This is a genomic window from Massilia sp. (assembly GCF_032106685.1).
GTDB lineage: Bacteria > Pseudomonadota > Gammaproteobacteria > Burkholderiales > Burkholderiaceae_D > Telluria.
The window spans coordinates 301,410-320,268 of the sequence record NZ_DAMCPG010000001.1 but is presented as its reverse complement, the minus strand read 5'-3'; the positions used below and the strand labels follow the sequence as shown (position 1 = coordinate 320,268).

General features: G+C 66.7%; 13 protein-coding genes and 1 pseudogene. 4 read left to right on the top strand and 10 right to left on the bottom strand.

Translation table 11 applies throughout. From position 1 onward, the window contains the following. Nucleotides 1–6 precede the first annotated feature (6 nt). Entirely contained in the window at nt 7–1,134 is a 1,128-nt protein-coding gene (locus tag RT688_RS01435) for an acyl-CoA dehydrogenase family protein (RefSeq protein WP_313703069.1), read from the top strand. After that, complete coding sequence (locus RT688_RS01430) at nt 1,134–1,679, top strand: GNAT family N-acetyltransferase (RefSeq protein WP_313703068.1); 546 nt, start codon at nt 1,134–1,136, stop codon at nt 1,677–1,679. Before RT688_RS01435 ends, RT688_RS01430 begins: the two co-directional genes overlap by 1 nt. A 42-nt stretch (nt 1,680–1,721) precedes the next feature. Here RT688_RS01430 and RT688_RS01425 read toward each other — a convergent pair whose 3' ends face one another. The 3 genes from RT688_RS01425 to RT688_RS01415 form a co-directional block, all read right to left on the bottom strand. Further along, the gene (locus tag RT688_RS01425; RefSeq protein ID WP_313703067.1) at nt 1,722–2,786 is read right to left on the bottom strand and encodes an LD-carboxypeptidase; all 1,065 of its coding nucleotides are present in this window, start codon (nt 2,784–2,786) and stop codon (nt 1,722–1,724) included. Nucleotides 2,787–2,880: 94 nt separating this feature from the next. Next, the gene (locus tag RT688_RS01420; protein ID WP_313703066.1) at nt 2,881–5,637 is read right to left on the bottom strand and encodes a TonB-dependent receptor; all 2,757 of its coding nucleotides are present in this window, start codon (nt 5,635–5,637) and stop codon (nt 2,881–2,883) included. A 183-nt stretch (nt 5,638–5,820) separates the two neighbouring features. After that, nucleotides 5,821–7,620 carry an ABC transporter substrate-binding protein gene (locus tag RT688_RS01415; protein WP_313703065.1) on the bottom strand — a complete coding sequence of 600 codons (1,800 nt, stop codon included), beginning with the start codon at nt 7,618–7,620 and terminating at the stop codon, nt 5,821–5,823. Between the two features lie 395 nt (nt 7,621–8,015). Here RT688_RS01415 and RT688_RS01410 point away from each other — a divergent pair, with 395 nt between their 5' ends. Both RT688_RS01410 and dacB read left to right on the top strand, forming a co-directional pair. Beyond that, nucleotides 8,016–9,254, top strand: a complete 1,239-nt coding sequence (locus RT688_RS01410) for a nucleoside recognition domain-containing protein (RefSeq protein WP_313703064.1) — start codon at nt 8,016–8,018, stop codon at nt 9,252–9,254. 8 nt (nt 9,255–9,262) lie between these two features. Further along, nucleotides 9,263–11,014, top strand: coding sequence for a D-alanyl-D-alanine carboxypeptidase/D-alanyl-D-alanine-endopeptidase (gene dacB, locus RT688_RS01405; protein ID WP_313703063.1), 1,752 nt, complete (start codon nt 9,263–9,265; stop codon nt 11,012–11,014). A 106-nt stretch (nt 11,015–11,120) separates the two neighbouring features. Here dacB and RT688_RS01400 read toward each other — a convergent pair whose 3' ends face one another. The 7 genes and pseudogenes from RT688_RS01400 to RT688_RS01370 all read right to left on the bottom strand — a co-directional run bounded on the left by RT688_RS01400 (nt 11,121) and on the right by RT688_RS01370 (nt 18,817). Further along, nucleotides 11,121–11,777 (bottom strand): hypothetical protein, encoded by a 657-nt coding sequence (locus RT688_RS01400; protein ID WP_313703062.1) that lies wholly within the window; start codon nt 11,775–11,777, stop codon nt 11,121–11,123. A gap of 492 nt (nt 11,778–12,269) precedes the next feature. Then, nucleotides 12,270–12,896, bottom strand: coding sequence for a M15 family metallopeptidase (locus tag RT688_RS01395; RefSeq protein WP_313703061.1), 627 nt, complete (start codon nt 12,894–12,896; stop codon nt 12,270–12,272). Then, nucleotides 12,893–13,798, bottom strand: coding sequence for a LysR substrate-binding domain-containing protein (locus tag RT688_RS01390; protein WP_313703060.1), 906 nt, complete (start codon nt 13,796–13,798; stop codon nt 12,893–12,895). The genes RT688_RS01395 and RT688_RS01390 overlap by 4 nt, the downstream gene beginning before the upstream one ends. Before the next feature lie 366 nt (nt 13,799–14,164). Beyond that, nucleotides 14,165–14,929, bottom strand: a pseudogene (locus tag RT688_RS01385) (N-acetylmuramoyl-L-alanine amidase); the annotation flags it as partial. A 23-nt stretch (nt 14,930–14,952) separates the two neighbouring features. Then, nucleotides 14,953–15,876 carry a BadF/BadG/BcrA/BcrD ATPase family protein gene (locus tag RT688_RS01380; RefSeq protein ID WP_313703147.1) on the bottom strand — a complete coding sequence of 308 codons (924 nt, stop codon included), beginning with the start codon at nt 15,874–15,876 and terminating at the stop codon, nt 14,953–14,955. A gap of 158 nt (nt 15,877–16,034) precedes the next feature. After that, the gene (locus RT688_RS01375; RefSeq protein WP_409521865.1) at nt 16,035–17,588 is read right to left on the bottom strand and encodes a glycoside hydrolase family 10 protein; all 1,554 of its coding nucleotides are present in this window, start codon (nt 17,586–17,588) and stop codon (nt 16,035–16,037) included. Nucleotides 17,589–17,674: 86 nt separating this feature from the next. After that, entirely contained in the window at nt 17,675–18,817 is a 1,143-nt protein-coding gene (locus RT688_RS01370) for an acyltransferase family protein (protein WP_313703058.1), read from the bottom strand. Nucleotides 18,818–18,859 lie beyond the last annotated feature (42 nt).

Genomic DNA, 18,859 nt, shown 5'->3' with positions numbered 1-18,859 from the left:
GACACCATGATCCTGACCGAAGAACACCAGATGATCCGCGACGCCCTGCGCAGCTACGCGCAGGAGCGCCTGGCCCCGAACGCGGCGCGCTGGGACAAGGAACACTATTTCCCGAAAGCCGAACTGAAGGAACTGGCGCAACTGGGCGCCTTCGGCGTCGCCGTGCCCGAGCAGTACGGCGGCGCGGGCCTCGACTACGTGTCGCTGGCGCTGGTGCTGGAAGAGATCGCGGCCGGCGACGGCGGCACCTCGACCATCATCTCGGTCAACAACTGCCCGGTCTGCTCGATCGCCATGATGTACGCGAACGACGCGCAGAAGGAACAGTGGCTGCGTCCGCTGGCCCAGGGAGACATGCTGGGCGCCTTCGCCCTGACCGAGCCGCACACCGGCAGCGACGCCTCGGCGCTGCGCACCACCGCCACGCGCGACGGCGACGACTACGTCATCAACGGTTCGAAACAGTTCATCACCAGCGGCAAGTACGGCGACGTCGCCATCGTGATGGCGGTAACAAGCAAGGCCGCCGGCAAGAAGGGGATCAGCGCCTTCTGGGTGCCGACGAATACCCCGGGCTACATCGTCGCCGGCCTGGAACAGAAGATGGGCCAGCATTCGTCGGACACCGCCCAGATCGTGTTCGACAACTGCCGTATCCCGGCCGCGAACCTGATCGGCGAAGAGGGCATGGGCTACAAGATCGCCCTGTCGGGCCTGGAGGGCGGGCGCATCGGCATCGCCTCGCAATCGGTCGGCATGGCGCGCGCGGCCTTCGAGGCGGCGTTGGCCTATGCGAAGGAACGCGAGAGCTTCGGCAAGCCCATTTTTGAACACCAGTCGGTGCAATTCAAGCTGTCGGAAATGGCGATGAAGATCGAGGCGGCGCGCCAGCTGATCCTGCACGCGGCATCGATGAAGGATGCGGGCCTGCCCTGCCTGAAGGAAGCCGCGATGGCCAAGCTGTTCGCCTCCGAGATGGCCGAGCGCGTGGTGTCCGATGCGATGCAGATCTTCGGCGGCTACGGCTATGTCGCCGACTTCCCCATCGAGCGCATCTACCGCGACGTGCGCGTGTGCCAGATCTACGAGGGCACCAGCGACATCCAGAAGATCCTGATCGCGCGCGCGCTGTGATGGGCGCGCCGGCAATCCACGCGGTCGCGCAGGAAGACCTGCCGGCGCTGTTCGTCTACCTCGACGACCACCTGCGCGACAACGGCAAGGGCGCTGCCCCGCTGTTCCAGCCGATGCCGCGCGCCGAGTCCTTCTTCCCGGTGGATAAGCGCGCCGGCTTCGCGCTCGGCCTGGGCACCGCCGTCGGCGCGCCCGGCTGGCGGCGCGGCTGGATCGCGCTGGACGAAGACGGCGCCATCCGCGGCCACATCGACTTGCGCGCCCGCCCCGAGCGCACAGCCAGCCACCGCTGCCTGCTCGGCATGGGCGTGCACCGCGACGCGCGCCGCCTTGGCCTGGGCGCCAGCCTGCTGACCCATGCCCTGGAGTGGGCGCAGACACAGGGGCTGGCCTGGGTCGACCTCGAAGTCCTGGCCGACAACGGGCCCGCGCGCCGGCTCTACGAGCGCAGCGGTTTCGTGCAGACCGGCGAGATACCGGACCTGTTCCGGATCGACGGCGAACGGCACGGCTACGTGTTTATGACGCGCCGCCTCCAGGCCTGAGCGATCCGCCTTCACCAGGCCCGAGCGGGCCGGGCCGCGCCCTCAGCTGACCGCCGGTTCCAGCAGCGTCACCGTCTGCCGTTCGGTATCGAGCCTTGCGCGGATCCCCATCGGGATCGTGAACTGGTGGCGGATGTGCCCGATCGAATAACCGGTCACGGCCGGAACCGAGAGCGGCTGCAGGTGGATGTCCAGGGTCTGGTCGAGCGTGAGCGAGATGTCCTCGTGCTCGGGACCGCAGCCCTCGCAGATGCCGACCATCAGCGCCGCCGCTCTATCCAGCCCGACGGACAGGTCGAGCTGGGTCATCCAGCGGTCGATGCGGTAGGGCGCCTCGTTCACCTCTTCCAGGAACAGGATGGCGCCGCGGAAGTCGGCGGCATACGGCGTGCCGGCCAGCGCCGACACCAGGCTCAGGTTGCCGCCCATGAGCGGCCCGGTGGCGCTGCCGCCGTGCACGGTGCGCATGGCGAAATGCGGTTCCTCGACGGCGCGGCGGCTGTTTTCCAGCGCCATCGGGATCGTGTATTCCGGCTGCGGGTCCATCAGCACGGCCAGCATGTGCTCGCGCGGGTAATCCGCCAGCGTCGACGCGGCCACCGGGCCGTGGAAAGTCACCAGGCCGGTTTTGTTGTGGATCGCCAGGTGCAGGGCGGTGATGTCGGAGTAACCGAGCAGGATCTTCGGGTTCTTGCGGATCAGGTCGTAGTCGAGGTGGGCCAGCAGCGAGATGCAGCCCGAGCCGCCGCGGATCGGCCACAGCATGTTCACTTCCGGATCGGCGAACATCGCGTGCAGGTCATATAAACGCTGCTGCACGCTGCCGGCGTAGTTCCCGTTCACTTCGCGCAAATACGTTCCTTCGCGCACCTTCAGGCCCAGGCTTTCGATGTTGGCGCGCGCCTTGGCGATCGATTTCTCGGTGGTGTAGCCGCCCGGCGCGATCAGGCCGACGGTGTCGCCGCGGCGCAGGCGCGGGGGTTTGATCAGTTTCATGGGACGGGGGGAAGGACGCTTGCGGACACGCGGGCGGGGCGCGGCCTCGGCGGCAGGCAGCACCGCGCAGGCGGCGAGCCAGGCGGCAAAGGCGCGCCTGCTGATCTTCATGCTGCTCGACATGCTGTTCGCATTTATAAAATGAAAAACCCGCGCTCGGAAAGCAGAGGCTTTCCGGGCGCGGGCCGCTTGAACCAGGTACAAATCAGAAGAACTTGTACTGGACGTTGAAGGTGAAGGCACGGCCACGCGGATCGGCCACGCGCGGATCCCAGCCGGCGCCGACCACGTCGTCGACGTTGTGGGCGGTGAACGGCGGATCGCGGTCGAACAGGTTCTGCACGCCCACGGTCAGCTTCGTGTTCTTGAAGCCGCTGTAGGTGGTCGACAGGCCGAAGCGGGTGTAGCTCGACACGTCCGGATCGAAGCCGGCCGGCAGCGCGCCCTTGCCGCCGTTCGGCAATTGATCCTTGTAGCCCGAGGCGAAGTTGTTGCTCAGCAGGACATTCCAGTCGCCACGGCTCACGCTCAGGGTCGCCGAGTGCTTCCAGCGCAGGTAGAGGTCGCGGGTGAAGAATTCGCCGACGTATTCCTTGTACGGCTGGCCGTCGACTTCGGCGAACTGGTAGCTGCCGGTCCAGGTGCCGTCCAGGGTGGCGCTCCACTTGTAGCCGTCGCCGAACTTGCCGTCGCCGCGCAGGCCGAGGTCGATGCCGCGGGTCTTGGCGCCCGATGCATTGAACCAGCGCGCATCGACGAACTCGATCAGGCCCTCGCTGTTACGGTAGATGTTGGCGCCATAGACCGTCGGGTTGCGCAGGACTTCGGTTGCGCTGCGCTTCAGGATACGGTCCTTGATGTTGATGGCCCACCAGTCGAGCGATGCCGAGAAGCCCTTGAACGGTTCGACGACGATGCCCAGCGTACCTTGCTTGGAGGTCTCGGGCTTCAGTTCCTCGTTACCGCCCGACACATAGTCGAAGCGTTCCGGGGCGCAGAAGCGCGGATCGCCCGGGTGGGCCGCGCAGCCGACCGTATCGGTCACGCCGCTCGCCAGTTCCTGGCGCAGCAGGCCGGTGTAGAGCTGGGTGAAGCTCGGCGCCAGGAAGCCCTTGTTGGCCGAACCGCGCAGCAGCAGCCAGCTCGTCGGCTGGTAGCGGAAGGCGATCTTCGGATTGGTGGTGGCGCCGATCACGCTGTAGTCGTCGCGGCGCACGGCCAGCTGCAGTTCCAGGTCCTTGGTGACGGGAACGATGAATTCCGCGAACAGCGCCTTCACGTTGCGCGTGGCCTTCGGCAGGTTGTCGTTGCCCGGCGACAGCAGGATCGGCTCGGCCGCCACGTCCTGGCTGTACATGTAGCTTTCGCGGCGGAAGTCGAAGCCGGCCGCCATCGCCAGCTTGCCGGCTGGCAGGTCGAACAGCTCGCCCGAGATGGTGCCGTCGAGCTGGGTCATGGTGGTCTTGCCGGTCTGGAAGGCGCCGCGGTATTTCGTCGCCTCGATCGCGTCCATTGCCGCCTGGGTCTGGCTGCCGTCGAGCGACCATGGGTTGACGATGCCGCTGCCCAGCACGTCGTAGAAGGCACGGGTGTTGGCATAGCCGTCGAGCAGGTCCATGTGGGTCGTGCTCTGCGCCTTCGACAGGCCCAGCTTGTAGTCCCAGTTCTGGATCATGCCCTCGAAGCCGACCAGCAGGCGGCCGCTCTTGGTGGTGTTTTCCTGGGTGCGGTTACCCAGCGGATTGGCGCGCCATTTGTAGATGATCGGCAGGGTCGGGTTGTAGGTCGGGATGTAGGCCGACAGGTCCTGGTAGTACTGGCCGCCCACCGGGTAGGCGTTCTTGTTGGCGAGCGAGGTCGAGATCTGGGCCGGGGTCAGGATCGAAATGACTTCCGAGCGCGAGCCGATCGCCTCGACGAACATCGTGTGGTCCGGCGCCAGTTTATAGGTGCCGCGCAGCAGCAGGTTCGCCTGCTCGGACGGCGACTGCATGATGTAGTCGCCACCGTAGTCGTAGGCGCAGGAATAGGTCGAGCGCAGCGGCGAGGTGACGTCCTTCCACAGCGCGGTCTGGTACTGCGACATGCCCTCGACCGTGTCGCACTTGCCGTCGAAGCTGAGCGGGTTGGCCTGCAGGTAGGTGTTCGGGTCGTTCGGCCGCTTGAAGCCGGTGCCGAGCGCGGTGCCGGCGCCGGTCAGCTGGTTCGCGTACGGGGTGCCGGTGGTGTCCGGCGACAGGCCGCGCCAGGGCTGGAAGCCGTTGGCGAAATCGCGCTGCTTCGACGACAGCTTCTCGTTCTTGGTGAACGACAGCGTGGTCATGACGTTGAAGCCGTCCGCTTCCAGGTCGCCGGTACCGGCGACCAGCGAGCCGCGGTGGATGTTGCCGCCGCCTTCCTCGGTGACGTTGGTGTAGGCCGAGACTTCCGCGCCCTGGTAGTCCGAGCGCAGGATGATGTTCATCACGCCGCCGATCGCATCGGTGCCGTAGATCGCCGAGGCGCCATCCTTCAGGATCTCGATGCGGGCAATGGCCGCCATCGGGATCGAGTTCAGGTCGACCGCCTTGCCGCTCTTGCCGTGGGTCGGCGCGCGGCGGCCGTTGATCAGGACCAGGGTGGCGTTCGGACCCAGGCCGCGGAACGAAGCGAAGGAAGCGCCGCCACTGACGCGGTCGGCGTCGGCGCCGAACACGTTATTGCCCGAGGTCGGGTTGTCGGTGCCGGTGCCGTTCGCCGAAATCGTGGCCATCAGCTGTTCGGCCGAGGTGATGCCCTGCTTTTGCAGGGTGTCGGCGGTGATCACCTGCACCGGCAGCGCGCCTTCCTTGGCGACGCGTTTGATGCTACTACCGGTGACCTCGACGCGGGCCATCGGGGCATCCTGCCGCACTTCCTGTGCAACAGCCGGGCCTGCTACGCCGATCAGGGCAATCAGTTGGGCTAGCTTCTTTAACTTCACGCGTCTCTCCTAAGGTATTGGGCGATTCAGGCCGGTGGGCAGATCGTTGTTGCCTTTTTGTAATGTCATGGCATTACGTTATGCTTTTATTTCGAGGGTAAGCCCAAGCATTTGGCGCTATCCAATGAAATAACCGGCGGGAAGTATAACTTCCGGGAATGTTTATAACCGGAAATCGTATACTTACTTCCGATGCACCTTGGATAAACGTGACCTTTCCGCAACATCGACATCCAGATAACGCCAGGACGTGAATTCCACCGGGTGACGCTTGTAGTTTTTTAACCACGGATGACGGAGATCGGCCGAGAGCACATGGGTCAGCGGCACCCAGGGGTTGTAGGCGTGGATCAGCTGGTTCATCTCGAAATAGAGCTGCTGGCGCCGCGGCCCATCGGTGAGCTGGCGCGCCTGTTCGTAGCGTTCGTTATAGGCCGGCAGGTTGAAGCGCGCGTAGTTGGCGCGCCCCGCGTTCGGGCCGTAGAGGAGCTGATAAAAATTGTCGCCGTCGGGGAAGTCGGCGATCCAGTTGCTTTCGAACATGGTGACCTTGCCGAGGCGCGAAGCCTTGATGATCTCGGTCTTCTTGTCCGACTTGAACACCACGCGCAGGCCGATCGCGTTCAGGCACTTGCGCCATAGTTCGTCACGCAGGCGGCCGCTGACCGTCGCCTCGCTGTGCATCGTCAGCGTCAGCGGCTTGCCGCCGGGCGCCAGGCGGAAACCTGCGGCATCGCGCTTGCCGTAGCCGTGGCGGTCGAGCAGGGCGTTGGCCAGCGCCGGGTCGTAGGGCACGGGGCTGCGGTAGTCCGGGTCGTAGCCGAGCACGTTCGGCGGCAGCGGCGATTCCGCCTTGATCGCAAATCCCTTCTTCAGCAGCGCAATGTCCTCGGCGCTGTCGTAGGCCAGCGAAATCGCGCGGCGCAGGGCGATCCGGTCGCGGCTGTAGCCGCCCAGCACCGGATCGTCCATGTTCATCCACATGTAATAGGTCTGCAGCACCGGGAAGCGCGACAGGCGGATGCCGCGCGCCTTCAGGTCCGGCTTCAGTTGCCCGCCCTCGATCACCATGTCGGTCATCGATTCCGGCACCTGCTCGAGGTAGTCGTACTCGCCGTTCAGGAAGCCCAGCATGCGGCCCTGGAATTCCTCGGCAATTTTCACCTCGACCCGGTCCACGCGCGGCAGGCGCTTGCCGGCCAGGGCGGCGGCGATTGCCTGGTCTTCCGGATCATTGCCGGGCGTGCCCTGGAACACCGCCGTCGAATAGGGATTGGCCAGCAGCACGATGCGGTCGCTGCGCTTCCATTCGCCAATCATGAAGGGGCCGGTGCCGACCGGGTGGTTGCCGGCCTGGCCGGGATGGGCCTCGATCACTTCGCGCGCCACCACGCTTGATGCCGGGGTCGCCATGTAGAACAGAAAATTATTGTCCGGCTCTTTCAGCACGATGCGCAGGGTGTAACGGTCGAGCGCCCGCAAACCGGCGACTGACGTATCGACATCGAAACGCTGCTTCAAGGCCTCGTCGCCGACGATCTTGCCGTCGAACATGTAGGACCAGGGCGATTTCAGGGTCGGGTCGTACAGGCGCTTGATGCTGTAGACGTAGTCCTGGGCCGTCATCTCGCGCTTTTGCCCCTTGAACGCGGGATCGTCGGTGAAATGGATGCCAGGGCGGATGCGGAAGGTGTAGGTGCGGCCATCCGCGCTCACTTCCGGCAACGCGCTGGCCGTGTTCGGGCGCAGTTTCACGGGACGCGCCAGGTAGTCGTAGCGCAGCAAGGGATCGAAAATGTTTTCCAGCAGGGAGAGCGTCGCGATGTCGGACGCCGCCGCCGGGTCGAGGCCGGTTTCGCTGGTGGACAGGAACAGGCGCAGGACTTTTTTGCCGGTCTCGGCTTGCGGCGCTTGCGCAGCCGAGGGAAGGACCAGAGCGCTGGATGCCAGCACGAATGCTGAAAGAGTGGAGCGAAATTTCATGTGTGCATGTCCTGTTGAGCCATGCGTATCATAGGCGGGGCATTTCGAAGAGGCAAACGTCGATGATGTAGGGTGGGCGCCCCATGCCCACGCGTGAAGCCGGCGTCATGTTGGCGTTTGAAAGGCTGCGTCTGCTCATCGTTCACGCGTGGGCACGTCCTTGATGCCCCCAGCATCAAGGACCCCACCCTACGATCCGCTGCCAACAATGGTCGGCGTTGACGCGCGGGCGCGGGGGCGTCCATATAACTTCCGGGCATGACGCGGCTGCATTCTTTCATCCTTGCAGCTTGCTCTGCGCCTATACTCTCCGCTGCACAATCGTGCAGGCATGCCGTGGCGCATTGTCCACGGCGGATGAACCCGCGGCGATCAATCGCCCTTTCGGACTGAACATGGCTTTAAATTACATCTGGACCGGTTTCTTCCTCGTCGGCTTCGTGGCGGCACTCGCGCAGTGGCTGTTCATGGGCGACGCCGAGATCTTCAAGCGCATCATCGACGGTACCTTTTCCTCGGCCAAGATGGCGGTGATGGACATCGCCCTGCCGCTGGCCGGCGTCATGACGCTGTGGCTGGGGATCATGAACGTCGGAGAAAAAGCCGGCGCCATCAACCTGTTCGCCCGCATCATTGCGCCCTTCTTTTCGCGCATCTTCCCGGAAGTGCCGCGCGACCACCCGGCCAACGGGCACATGGTGATGAATTTTTCGGCGAATATCCTCGGCCTGGACAATGCGGCGACGCCCTTCGGCCTGAAGGCGATGGAAAGTTTGCAGACCCTGAACCCGCGCAAGGACGAGGCCAGCAACGCCCAGATCATGTTCCTCGTCATCCAGACCTCGGGACTGACCGTGATTCCGCTGGCGATCATGGCCCAGCGCGCGATTTTGGGCGCGGCCAACCCGGCGGACATCTTCATTCCGACCCTGATCGCGACCTTTTGCTCGACCCTGACGGGCATCGTCGCGGTCAGCCTGCGCCAGGGCATCAACTTGCTGCACCCGGTCGTGTTCGGCTGGATCGGCGGCCTCTCCGCCGTCATCGGCGGCCTCGTGCTCTACATTACCAATTACCTCGACAAGGCCCAGATCGAGCAGGTCTCGGTGGTCGCCGCCAATTTGATCCTGTTCTCGATCATCGCCGCCTTCATGATCGCGGCGCTGGTCAAGCGCGTCAACGTGTTCGAGTCCTTCATCGAGGGCGCCAAAGGCGGCATCGAGACCTCGTTGAAAATCATTCCCTACCTGGTCGGCATGCTGGTGGCGATCAGCGTAGTGCGCAACTCCGGCATCCTGGGCATGATCGTGAGCGCCTTCTCGTGGGTCTTCACCCAGCTCGGCCTGCCCACCGATTTCGTCGGCGCCCTGCCGACGGCGCTGATGAAGCCGCTGTCGGGCAGCGGGTCGCGCGCGATGATGATCGACGCCATGACCACCTACGGGGTCGACTCCTTCGTCGGCCGCCTGGCGTCCATCCTGCAGGGCGCGGCCGACACCACCTTCTATATCGTGGCCCTGTACTTCGGCTCGGTCGGCATCCGCAAGACCCGCTACGCGATCGGCTACGGCCTGATCGCCGACCTGGCCGGCGTCATCGCCGCCATTTTCGTCGCTTACCTCTTCTTCGGTTAAGGATTGCCATGTTTTCTCGTCTCGCGCTTGCCGCCGCCGTTCTCGCCAGCCTGTCCGCCTGCGCCCCATTGCAGCAGGCGCCAGCCGGGTTGCCGCAACAGCAAACGCCGCCGCAGCAGCCACAGCAACCGCCTGCCCCCGTGGCGCAGGCGGTGGGCGGCCTGCCGGCGCCGGTGCTGCAGTTGCTGGGCCAGCACGGCATCGCGCCGGAATCGGTGAGCGCGCTGGTGCTGCGCGGCGACCAGGTGCTGCTGGCCCACCACGCCGAGCGCCCCATGCAGCCGGCCTCGACGATGAAACTGGTGACGACCCTGGTCGGCCTGGAGCAATTGGGCCCGGTGTTCCGCGGCCGCACCGAACTGTTGAGCAATGGCGACGTGAAGGACGGCGTGCTCAAGGGCGACCTGGTGCTGAAGGGCGGCGCCGACGTCGACCTGTCGGGCGAGACGCTGGAAGCGATGCTGCGCGCGCTGCGCCTGTCCGGCATCAAGCGCATCGACGGCAACCTGGTGCTCGACCGCGCCGTGTTCAATCCGGCCCGCGGCGACCTCGACCTGCCGCCCTTCGACGAGGCGCCCGAGGCATATTACAACGTCATCCCCGACGCGCTCCTGATCAACAAGAACATGCTGCAGGTCGACATGCGCTCGGACGGCAAGCGCCTGGAACTGGACATGCAGCCGGCGCTGGCCGGCGTGCGCATCGAGTCCGCCATGAAACTGGTCGAGGCCGACTGCGCGAAATGGGAAGACGGCTGGAAGCTGCCGCAAGCGGTCAAGCAGCAGGACGGCCGCATCAAGGTCGTACTGAACGGCACCTTCCCGAAGAATTGCACCAAGACCTACAGCATCAACGTGGTCGACCGCGACGACTACATCGACGGCCTGTTCCGCCTGAAGTGGAAACAGCTCGGCGGCAAGCTGGACGGCAAGACGGTCGCGGGCAGCGCGCCGCTCGATGCGCGCCTGCTGGCCGCGCACACCGCGCGCGCCTTGCCGGAAATCGTGCGCGACACCAATAAACCCTCGGACAACGCGCTGGCGCGCACCCTGTTCCTGAGCCTGGGCGCGCTGGAAGCCGACCCGGTGCTGGGCAGCCGCCCGCTGCCGCCCATGCCCGGCCAGACCACCCATGCGCGCGCCGACGGGGCGGTGCGCAACTGGATGCGCGGGCACGGCATCGACGACAGCGGCCTCGTGATCGAGAACGGCTCGGGCCTGTCGCGCATCGAACGCATCAGCCCGCTGCAGATGGGCGGTTTGCTGAAGGCCGGGCTGCGCAGCAACTGGGCGCCGGAATTCCAGGCCAGCATGCCGATCGCCGCCATGGACGGCACCCTGCGCCGCCGCCTGCAAGGCACCGCCGCCGCCGGCCGCGCGCGCCTGAAGACCGGCACGCTGCGCAACGTGGTGGCGCTGGCCGGCTATGTGCCGGACGCCAGCGGCGCGCAGAACGTGGTGGTGATCATGGTGAACGACGAGCGCGCCGGCGAAGGCCGCGGACGCGCCATCGCCGACGCCCTGGTCGACTGGGTGGCGCGCTCGGGCGCGGCGCCCGGCGCGGGCACGGTACAGGCAACGGTGACGGCGCCGGGCGTATCTCCGGGCCTGGCGCCGGTAATGACAACCGCATCGGCAACCGCACCGGCAACCATGCCGGCTACGGCGCCGGCGGCAGCAGCATCAACAGCAGGAGCAGCAAGAGCGGCGGCGGCGGAGCCGGCAGGCATGTCGGCCGCACCGGCGCCTGCGCAACGCTAGGCGGACACCACGGCCTGCTCACCCAGCAGGAACGTGCAGGCCGGACGTTCATCAAGGTGAAATATTCTTTCAATAATGGCAGCCTCATGAAAGGATATTTCAGGCATCAAGGTTTCGACGTCTGGCTGCCACGTGGCGCCACGCCGACCGGCTCCAGCCAGGGCGCCCCTGCCACTTCGGGCTTCGCTTCGACCAGCGCCACCTGCGCATTCGTGGTTTCGCGGATCGTGCGCACGATGTCGAGCATGGTCCGCTCCGCATACTTGTCCGGCGTGCCGAGCACGTAGTTGGCCGCGCGCCGCGGCCATTCCATCCAGCCGCCTTCCTTCTTGACGAAGGCCGCGTACATGTCGAGGTGGTAGCCGCCCTTGTAGGGGAAGAGGCAGGCGACGATGTTCATGTCCTGCCCGCCGCGCACGTCGGGCGCGGCCTTGGCCGTCCAGCTGGCGCCTTCGCAACTCGGGCCGCGCGCCGGCACCGTGCCCGGCGGCGCGCCGGCCAGGTCGGGCATCTTGAAGCGGCCCGGCTGGTCCTGCACCTCGGCGTTCTCCGGCACCGGCGTGGCCAGCGTGGCGTTCTTGACGTTGCGGCTGAGGCCCTCGCTGGCGGCGCGCGCCACCAGCTGGCCCTGGGCATCGGTCTTCAGGTCGAAGACGCGGATGTATTCGACTGTGCGGTCGCGCGACGCGAACATGTTGCCGCTGCCGGTGCTGCAGCCCGCCAGCGTGGCGGCCACGGCGACGGCGATCATCGAAGCTTTCATTACGCACCTCTCTGTCCGTTGGGGATGGGATGTTTTCGCGGGGAAGAAGCGGCCTGGGCAGTCAAGCAGGCGCGTCAAATCTTCCCTGGGTATTCATCGATTGTCCGGGCGGGATGAGGAGGAAGGCTGAGAAAACTCAAGTGTGTGCGGGCGCACGATAGCGCCGGATGGAGATGGCGTGGTGTGGCCGATGGCGAGAATTCGCCGTCATGCAAAGGGGGACCGCGTGGACACAGGTGTCCACCCTACGAAACTTCGCCGTCATGCATACGGTGAGACCGCGTGGGCACAAGTGCCCACCCTACGAACCCCATCATGCGCCGGAGCGCAGCGCCGTAGGGTGGGCGGCTGCACCCTGGTGCGTGCGGGAACGCGGCGCAAGCGCCGCCCACGCGTTCAACGGCCGCCCGCAAGATCGCGGTACGCGCAGAATTGTTGAACGCGTGGGCACAAGTGCCCACCCTACGCGAAGCAAACGCCGCCGGCGAACCTTTACAGCACGCGCCGGAAGGTCGCGCGCACCAGGTCGCGGTCGCCGCAATCGAAATGCCACCACTCGGTGCGGATGCCGACGAAGCCGGCCTGGAACATGGCGTCGCGCAGCAGCTGGCGGTTGGCGACCTGCTGTTCGGTCAGCTTGCCGGCGACCAGGAACCCTTCTTCCAGCGCCGGGTGCGACAAATCCGTCATGTCGTCGAAGCCGGTGCCCATGTCGAGCTCGCGGCCGGCGGGGTCGAGGATGGTGATGTCGAGCGCCATGCCGTAGGAGTGGATCGAGCCGCGCGCCGGGTCGGCCAGGTACATTTGCAGGCCGGTGCCCGCCAGGGCGTCCCACAGCTGCTGCTGCACGCGCTGCGGGCGCAGGGCGTCGAGCACCAGCGCCGTGTGGCCGGGCGCGCGTTCGGCGAGATAGGCCACCACCTGTTCCAGGGCGGCGGCGGCGTCGCGGTGCAGCCAGGCGCAATCGAAGGGCGAATACAAGTCGCGGCCGACGAAGTTGTTGGCGCCGGCGTAGCGCAGGTCGACGCGGATGCCCGCGATCGACGACAGGTGGCGGAACTCCGGACTGCGCGCGATCTCCTCGCTGGCGACCGTCGCACCTGTTATTTCCATACTCATGCACATCCTCGTTCGAGACAGGCGCGGGCGGTGGCGCCGATACAGTTGGCCAGTTCGCGCGCGCCGTGCGACAGCGGCGCGTGGCTGGCGGTCAGCAGGTAGAGCTGGACCGGCATCGCGGGCGCCCACTGGCGGCGCTGCACCTTCTCGGGCGCGGCCGAGGCGGCCGTGAACGGGTCGAGCACGGCGGTGCCGGCGCCGGCTTCCACCAGCGAGCGCGCGATCTGGTAGGTCTGCACCACGGTGCGGAACACCGGCTGCACGTCCTGCGCTTCGCAGGCGGCGACCACGATCTCGCCCAGCGGGTCGTTGTCGGCCAGGCCGATCAGTTCGCCCGTCAGGCATTCCGGCCCGATCGGCTGGGCGCACTCGGCCTCGGTCCAGGTGCCGGCTGGCGCCATCACCGTCATCATGCCCTGCGCGATCGGCTCGGCGACGATGCCGGGGTGGCGCGGGTCCTGCAGCGACAGGGCAAGATCGGCTTCGCCCAGGCGCAGCGCGTTGACGATCTCGCTGGTGTGGAAGGTCGCCAGCTCGCAGCGCGTTTCCGGGAAGTCGCGCCGCCACAGCGTCATCGCCTGCGGCAGCACGCTGATGGCCAGCGTCGGGGTCGACACCAGGCGCACCGTCTCGTGGGCGCGGCCCTTGAGGCTGGCGGCCAGGCGGCGGATGCCCTGCAGGTCGCGGTTGAGCTTTTCGGTTTCGGCGAACAGGCGGTGCGCTTCCGGCTTCGGATACAGCTTGCCGCGCACGCGCTCGAACAGCGGCATGCCCAGTTGAAGCTCGGCGTGCTGCAGCACTTTCGTCACTGCCGGCTGGGAGATGTGGAGAACTTGGGCGGCACCGCTGATGGTGCCGACCTGCATGATGGCGTGGAAAACTTCGATATGACGCAGGCGCATTGCTTCAATCCTTCAATGAGACGTCCGCGCCGGGCGCGGACCGCTCGAAGGATACAGGGAATACCCAGGCATGGCGAGGCGTCACTGTTGGCTTGCCGCAACCGGCGCGGCCGGCACGGCGGCTGGCGCGGCCGGGGTGGTGGTCGGCGGCGGCAGCGGCGGCACGCTCGGCACCGGGACCGCGGGCTGGGCCGGCGCCGAAGGCGGGATGGCCGGCGCCGGCGGAACGTCAGGCACGGGCGGTGGCGTCACCGGCGGCACTGGCGGCGTCGGGTTTACCGGCGGCACGCCCGGCACCGGCACCGGGATCACGGGCGCGGCCGGCGCCACCGGCACCGGCGGCAGCGGCGCGTTGGCCGGGGTGGTCAGCACTTCGAGCATGGCCGCGGTTTCCGCATCCGGCTCGCCGGCGATGTTGGCCGGGCGGTATTTCATCTGGAAGGCGCCGATCACGGTGCGGGTCGGCCCGTCGAACACGCCGCTCTGGGCCAGCGCGAAGCCGTGCTGGGCCAGCTTCTTCTGGAACCAGGCCGCGTCCGGCACCGCGATGTCGAACACCTGGCGCACGGCGGCGACGCGGTTCGCGTCCGGCCACACCACCAGGCCGGCCTGGGCCAGCTGGTACCAGGGGAACAGCGGACCCGGGTCCTGCTTGCGCAGCGGGGCGATGTCGCTATGCGCGACCACGTTCTCCGGCGCGATCTTGTGGCGGGCAACGATGTCCTTCACCAGCGGGAGCAGGACGTCGATCTGAGACTGCGGGAAGGGCGCGAAGACGCGGCCCTGCGGCGTGTCCTTCCAGCCGGCGTTGACGATCTCGATGCCGATCGAGCTGTTGTTCAGCTGGGTATAACCCTTCCAGCTCGAGATGCCGGCGTGGTAGGCGCTGCGGGTCTCGTCGACCAGGCCATAGACGACCGGGTTCGGGTCGTCGGTGACCAGGTAGTGCGAGCTGACCTCCTTCTCGGTCAGGATCTTCAGCGAGGCCGGCTTGTCGGACACGGTGTAGTGCAGCACCAGGAAGCGCACGCGGCTGGCCTGGCCTTTCGCCGTGTAGGTCTTGTCGATGCGCGGCCCGGTGGCGCAACCGGCGAGCAGGGCAATCAGGAGGGTGGCACACAGTTTTTTCATCGCAGGTCCGGATAAGTGAATGTTCATTGGGCGGCGCCATCGCGCGCCGCCAGGCGGGCGGCGGCATGGTGGGCGCGCGTGGTGGTCTGGGTCAGCGCGACTCCGGGCGGCAGGGTGGCGCGCATGGTGGCGGCGATCGACGGATGCAGTTCGGCGGCGCGGCCGGCCAGCGCCACCGGACGCGGCCCGAAACGCGCGATCAAGGCATGCGCCAGGCGCGCAAGCTCACGACCGGCATCGGCGAGGATCGCCGATGCCGCGGGGTCTTGCTCGGCGCTGGCGGCAACGGCCAGCGCCAGCTTGCCGATTTCGCCGCGTTCCTGGCCGTAGATGAACTGGCGCGAGTATGCCCAGTCCGATCCGCCGACGTGGTCGAACACGGCATGGGCCATGGGCGAGCTTTCCCAGCGGCCCGGGCATTCGTCCTCGTTGCGCCAGATGTGGCGCAGCGCTTCGCGCGCGATCCAGAAGCCGCCGCCGCCATCGTCGAGCACGACGCCGCGCCCGCCGGCGCGGTGGAATTCGCCATGGGTGTCGATGAAGGCGCCGATCGAGCCGGTGCCGGCATACACCAGGTAGCCTTCGCCGGGCGCGAAGCTGGCGCGGTAGGCGATCTCGATGTCGTTGCAGAGGACGATGGCGCCCGGCGCGACGCCGAGCAGTTCGGCCAGCCAGGACTGCAGTTGTTCGCCGTCGCCGCCGAAGCCGGTCAGGCCGGCGCGCACGCGCTGCGGGCGGGCACAAGCGAGCACCTGGCGCGCCAGTTCCTCGAACGTGGCGCGCACGGCCTGGCGGCCGTCGCTGCTGCCCATCTGCAGGGCCGACAGGCCGGGTACGATGCCTTCGGCCAGCAGCGTGCCGTCGGCCTGGGCCAGGGCCCAGCGGGTCTGGGTGCCGCCGGCGTCGATGCCGAGGCCGATGGCGGGTGCTTGGTGGTGGTTCGACATGGTGCGCAGTGTAGTCTTGCGGGTGGCTGGGCGGGTCAAGGGTGGAGTTGTCGTGGTGTGCTGCGTGTCGTACCGCGTGGGTTCAAGAACCCACCCTACCAAACGGGTTTTCGTAGGGTGGGTTCTTGAACCCACGCGGTCTCACCGCATGATCAACGCTACTGCTTGCGATACACCTGCACCCGCTCGCTCTCGTTCCCGAGCCGGTCGACCGCCCCGACGAACACCGCATCGGCGGCGCCGAGGCGCGCATCGTCAGCCAGCTTCCAGTCCGCCATCGACGCCGGCAGCACGTGGAACTTCCACTCCTTGCCGTGGCGCTCCCACACCGTGAACAGTGCATTGGCTTTGCCGGCCTTCAGCTTCAGGGCCACGCCTTGGGCCGTGCGCGTCGCCTGCACCTGCGGCAGGCCCGGCTTGTCGCTGCCCAGCCAGGGCGTGGCCGGCACCAGCGCCGGGGTCGCGTAGAGCTGGGTGCGCAGCTGGTCGGTGATGCCCTTGCGGTTCTGCATCAGCGCAGCCATGCTGAAGTGTACGTGACCGCCGGCCTGCGGGCGCGCACGGGTCGCGTCGATCTGGTCCAGGATTTCCTGCGGCTGGTAGTCCTTGCTAGGGGCGCCGATGCGGCTGGTGTACAGGCCCGGCCAGATGTGGCGGCCCATGGTGTTCTGGCCGATCCAGTAGTCGAGCAGCACGTCGTAGGCTTGCGCCGTCTGGCTGCGCGCCCAATACAGCTGGGGCGTGAAGTAGTCCAGCCAGCCGTTCTGCAGCCACAGCTCGGCGTCCGCATACAGCTTGTCGTATTGCGAGAAGCCGGCAATGCCCGGCGGACGGCGGTCGGGACGGCCCAGGCCGAAGGGGCTGATGCCGAAGCGGACCCAGCTCTTCTCGCGGTGGATGCCCTTGTACATGTCCTCGATCAGGCGGTTGACGTTGTCGCGGCGCCAGGAGGCGCGGTCGAGCTTGCCGCCGCGGGCGAGGTAGCGCTCCCAGGCCGGTCCGTCCGGGAAGTCGAGCTCGGCCTTGGTCGCCGGCTTGCCGTCGAGCGCGGCCTGGTTGCCGGCCACCGCCGGGGTCGCCTCGATCGGGTAAGGATAGAAGTAATCGTCGATGTGCACGCCGTCGATGTCGTAGCGGCGCACCACGTCGAGCACCACGTCGAGGGTCTGCTTCGATGCGGTTTCCTCGGCCGGGTCCATCCACATGAACTTGCCGTAGCGTTTCACCGCCGTTGGGTTGGCGCGGGTAATGTGGTTCGGCGCGGCCGGCGAACGGGCATTGTCGTGGCGGGCGCGGTAGGGGTTGAACCAGGCGTGCAGCTCGAGCCCGCGCGCGTGCGCCTCGGTCACCCAGAATTTCAATGGGTCGTACCAGGGCTGCGGCGCCTGGCCTTGCGCGCCGGTGAGGTATTCCGACCACGGCTCGATCTTCGAGGCGTAGATGGCGTCGGCCGAGGGGCGCACCTGCAGGATGATGGCGTTCATGTTCATCGCCTTGGCGCGCTCGAGGATGGCGATCGCCTCGGCCTGCTGCTGGGCCGCGCTCAGGTTCTGCTTGCTCGGCCAGTCGATGTTGGCCACCGTCGAGACCCAGGCGGCGCGGAATTCACGCGGCGCCGCCGGCGGCACGTCGCCGGGAGCGATGATGCTGCCGTCCGGCGTGGCGGCGTGGCGCGTTCCGGGCGTCGAGCAGGCGCCCAGGAAGCCACTCATGGCCAGTACGCCGGCGACACCGGCCAGCGCGAACGCGCGTCGTTTCTTATCAGCTTGCACTACCGCTCCCCTATGCTTTTCGATGTTTATACTTTGACGAACCACTTCCGGCGCCACATGAACCAGGCGATCGCGAACATGCAGGCGTTGAACAGCAGCGCATGCAGCAGCGAACTGTTCACCGCCCCGATCGGCAAATCCCTGAGCGGCGCATACAGGCTGCGCCCGAGCGACAGCGTGCCGCCGTCGGGCTGGGCCAGCTTGATAAAGCCGAGCATTTTCGCCACCAGGCCCGAGAACGCGAAGATGAATAGCGCATTCATGCCGTAGATCTTGAACGGATGGGTCCAGCGCGCCGCCGCCTCGCGCACCGCGCGGTAGGGATTCACGTCGAGCAGCCAGAAGAAGGCGCTGAATAGTAGCAAAGCCCAGCCGGTCATCAGGAAACAATAGGACGGCGTCCACAGGCTTTTGTTGATCGGCATGAGGACGGTATCGAGGATCACGCCGAGCCAGAGGCACAGCAGGCCGGCCAGCAGCATCCAGACGACCTGCTCGGTGCGGTCGATCTTCGAGAGCAGGAAACGCCCGGCCAGCACGCCGAACAGCTGGCTGCACAGGGCGGGCAGGGTGCTGAACAGACCTTCCGGATCCCAGGTCTTCGATTGCACCCACATGTGGCCGTCGAGCACCATGCGGTCGATCCAGGCGCCGAAGTCCTTGCCCGGCTCGAGCACGCCGGCGCCGATGCCGGGCACCGGATAGAACAGCATCAACGCGCTGTACACGGTGAGAAGCAAGCCGATGATCGCCAGCTGCATGCGCCAGCCGCAGTAGACGACGATGGGCGCGGCCAGCAGGGTGCACAGGGCGATACGCTGCAGCACGCCGGGGATGCGCACCTTGTCGAAATTAAAATAGGGGATCAGGTTCAGCAGGAAGCCGATCAGGAAGATCAGCATCGCGCGCTTGGCCAGCTTCAGCAGCAGTTTCGGCTTGTCGGCGCCCGCGGCCGCCAGGCGGCCGAGCGAAAGCGCCATCGAGACGCCGCCGATGAACAGGAAGAAGGGGAAGATCGCATCGGTGAAGGTCCAGCCATGCCAGAGGGCGTGGGCCAGTTGCGAATACAGGTTGCTCCAGTCGCCGGGATTGTTAACCAGCACCATGGCGGCGATGGTGAAGCCGCGGAAGGCGTCGAGCGAATTGAGGCGGCCGGTGGGGTCGCTCATTGGTGGTGTGTCTCCGTTGGTTTTATTTTTGGATACGCATAG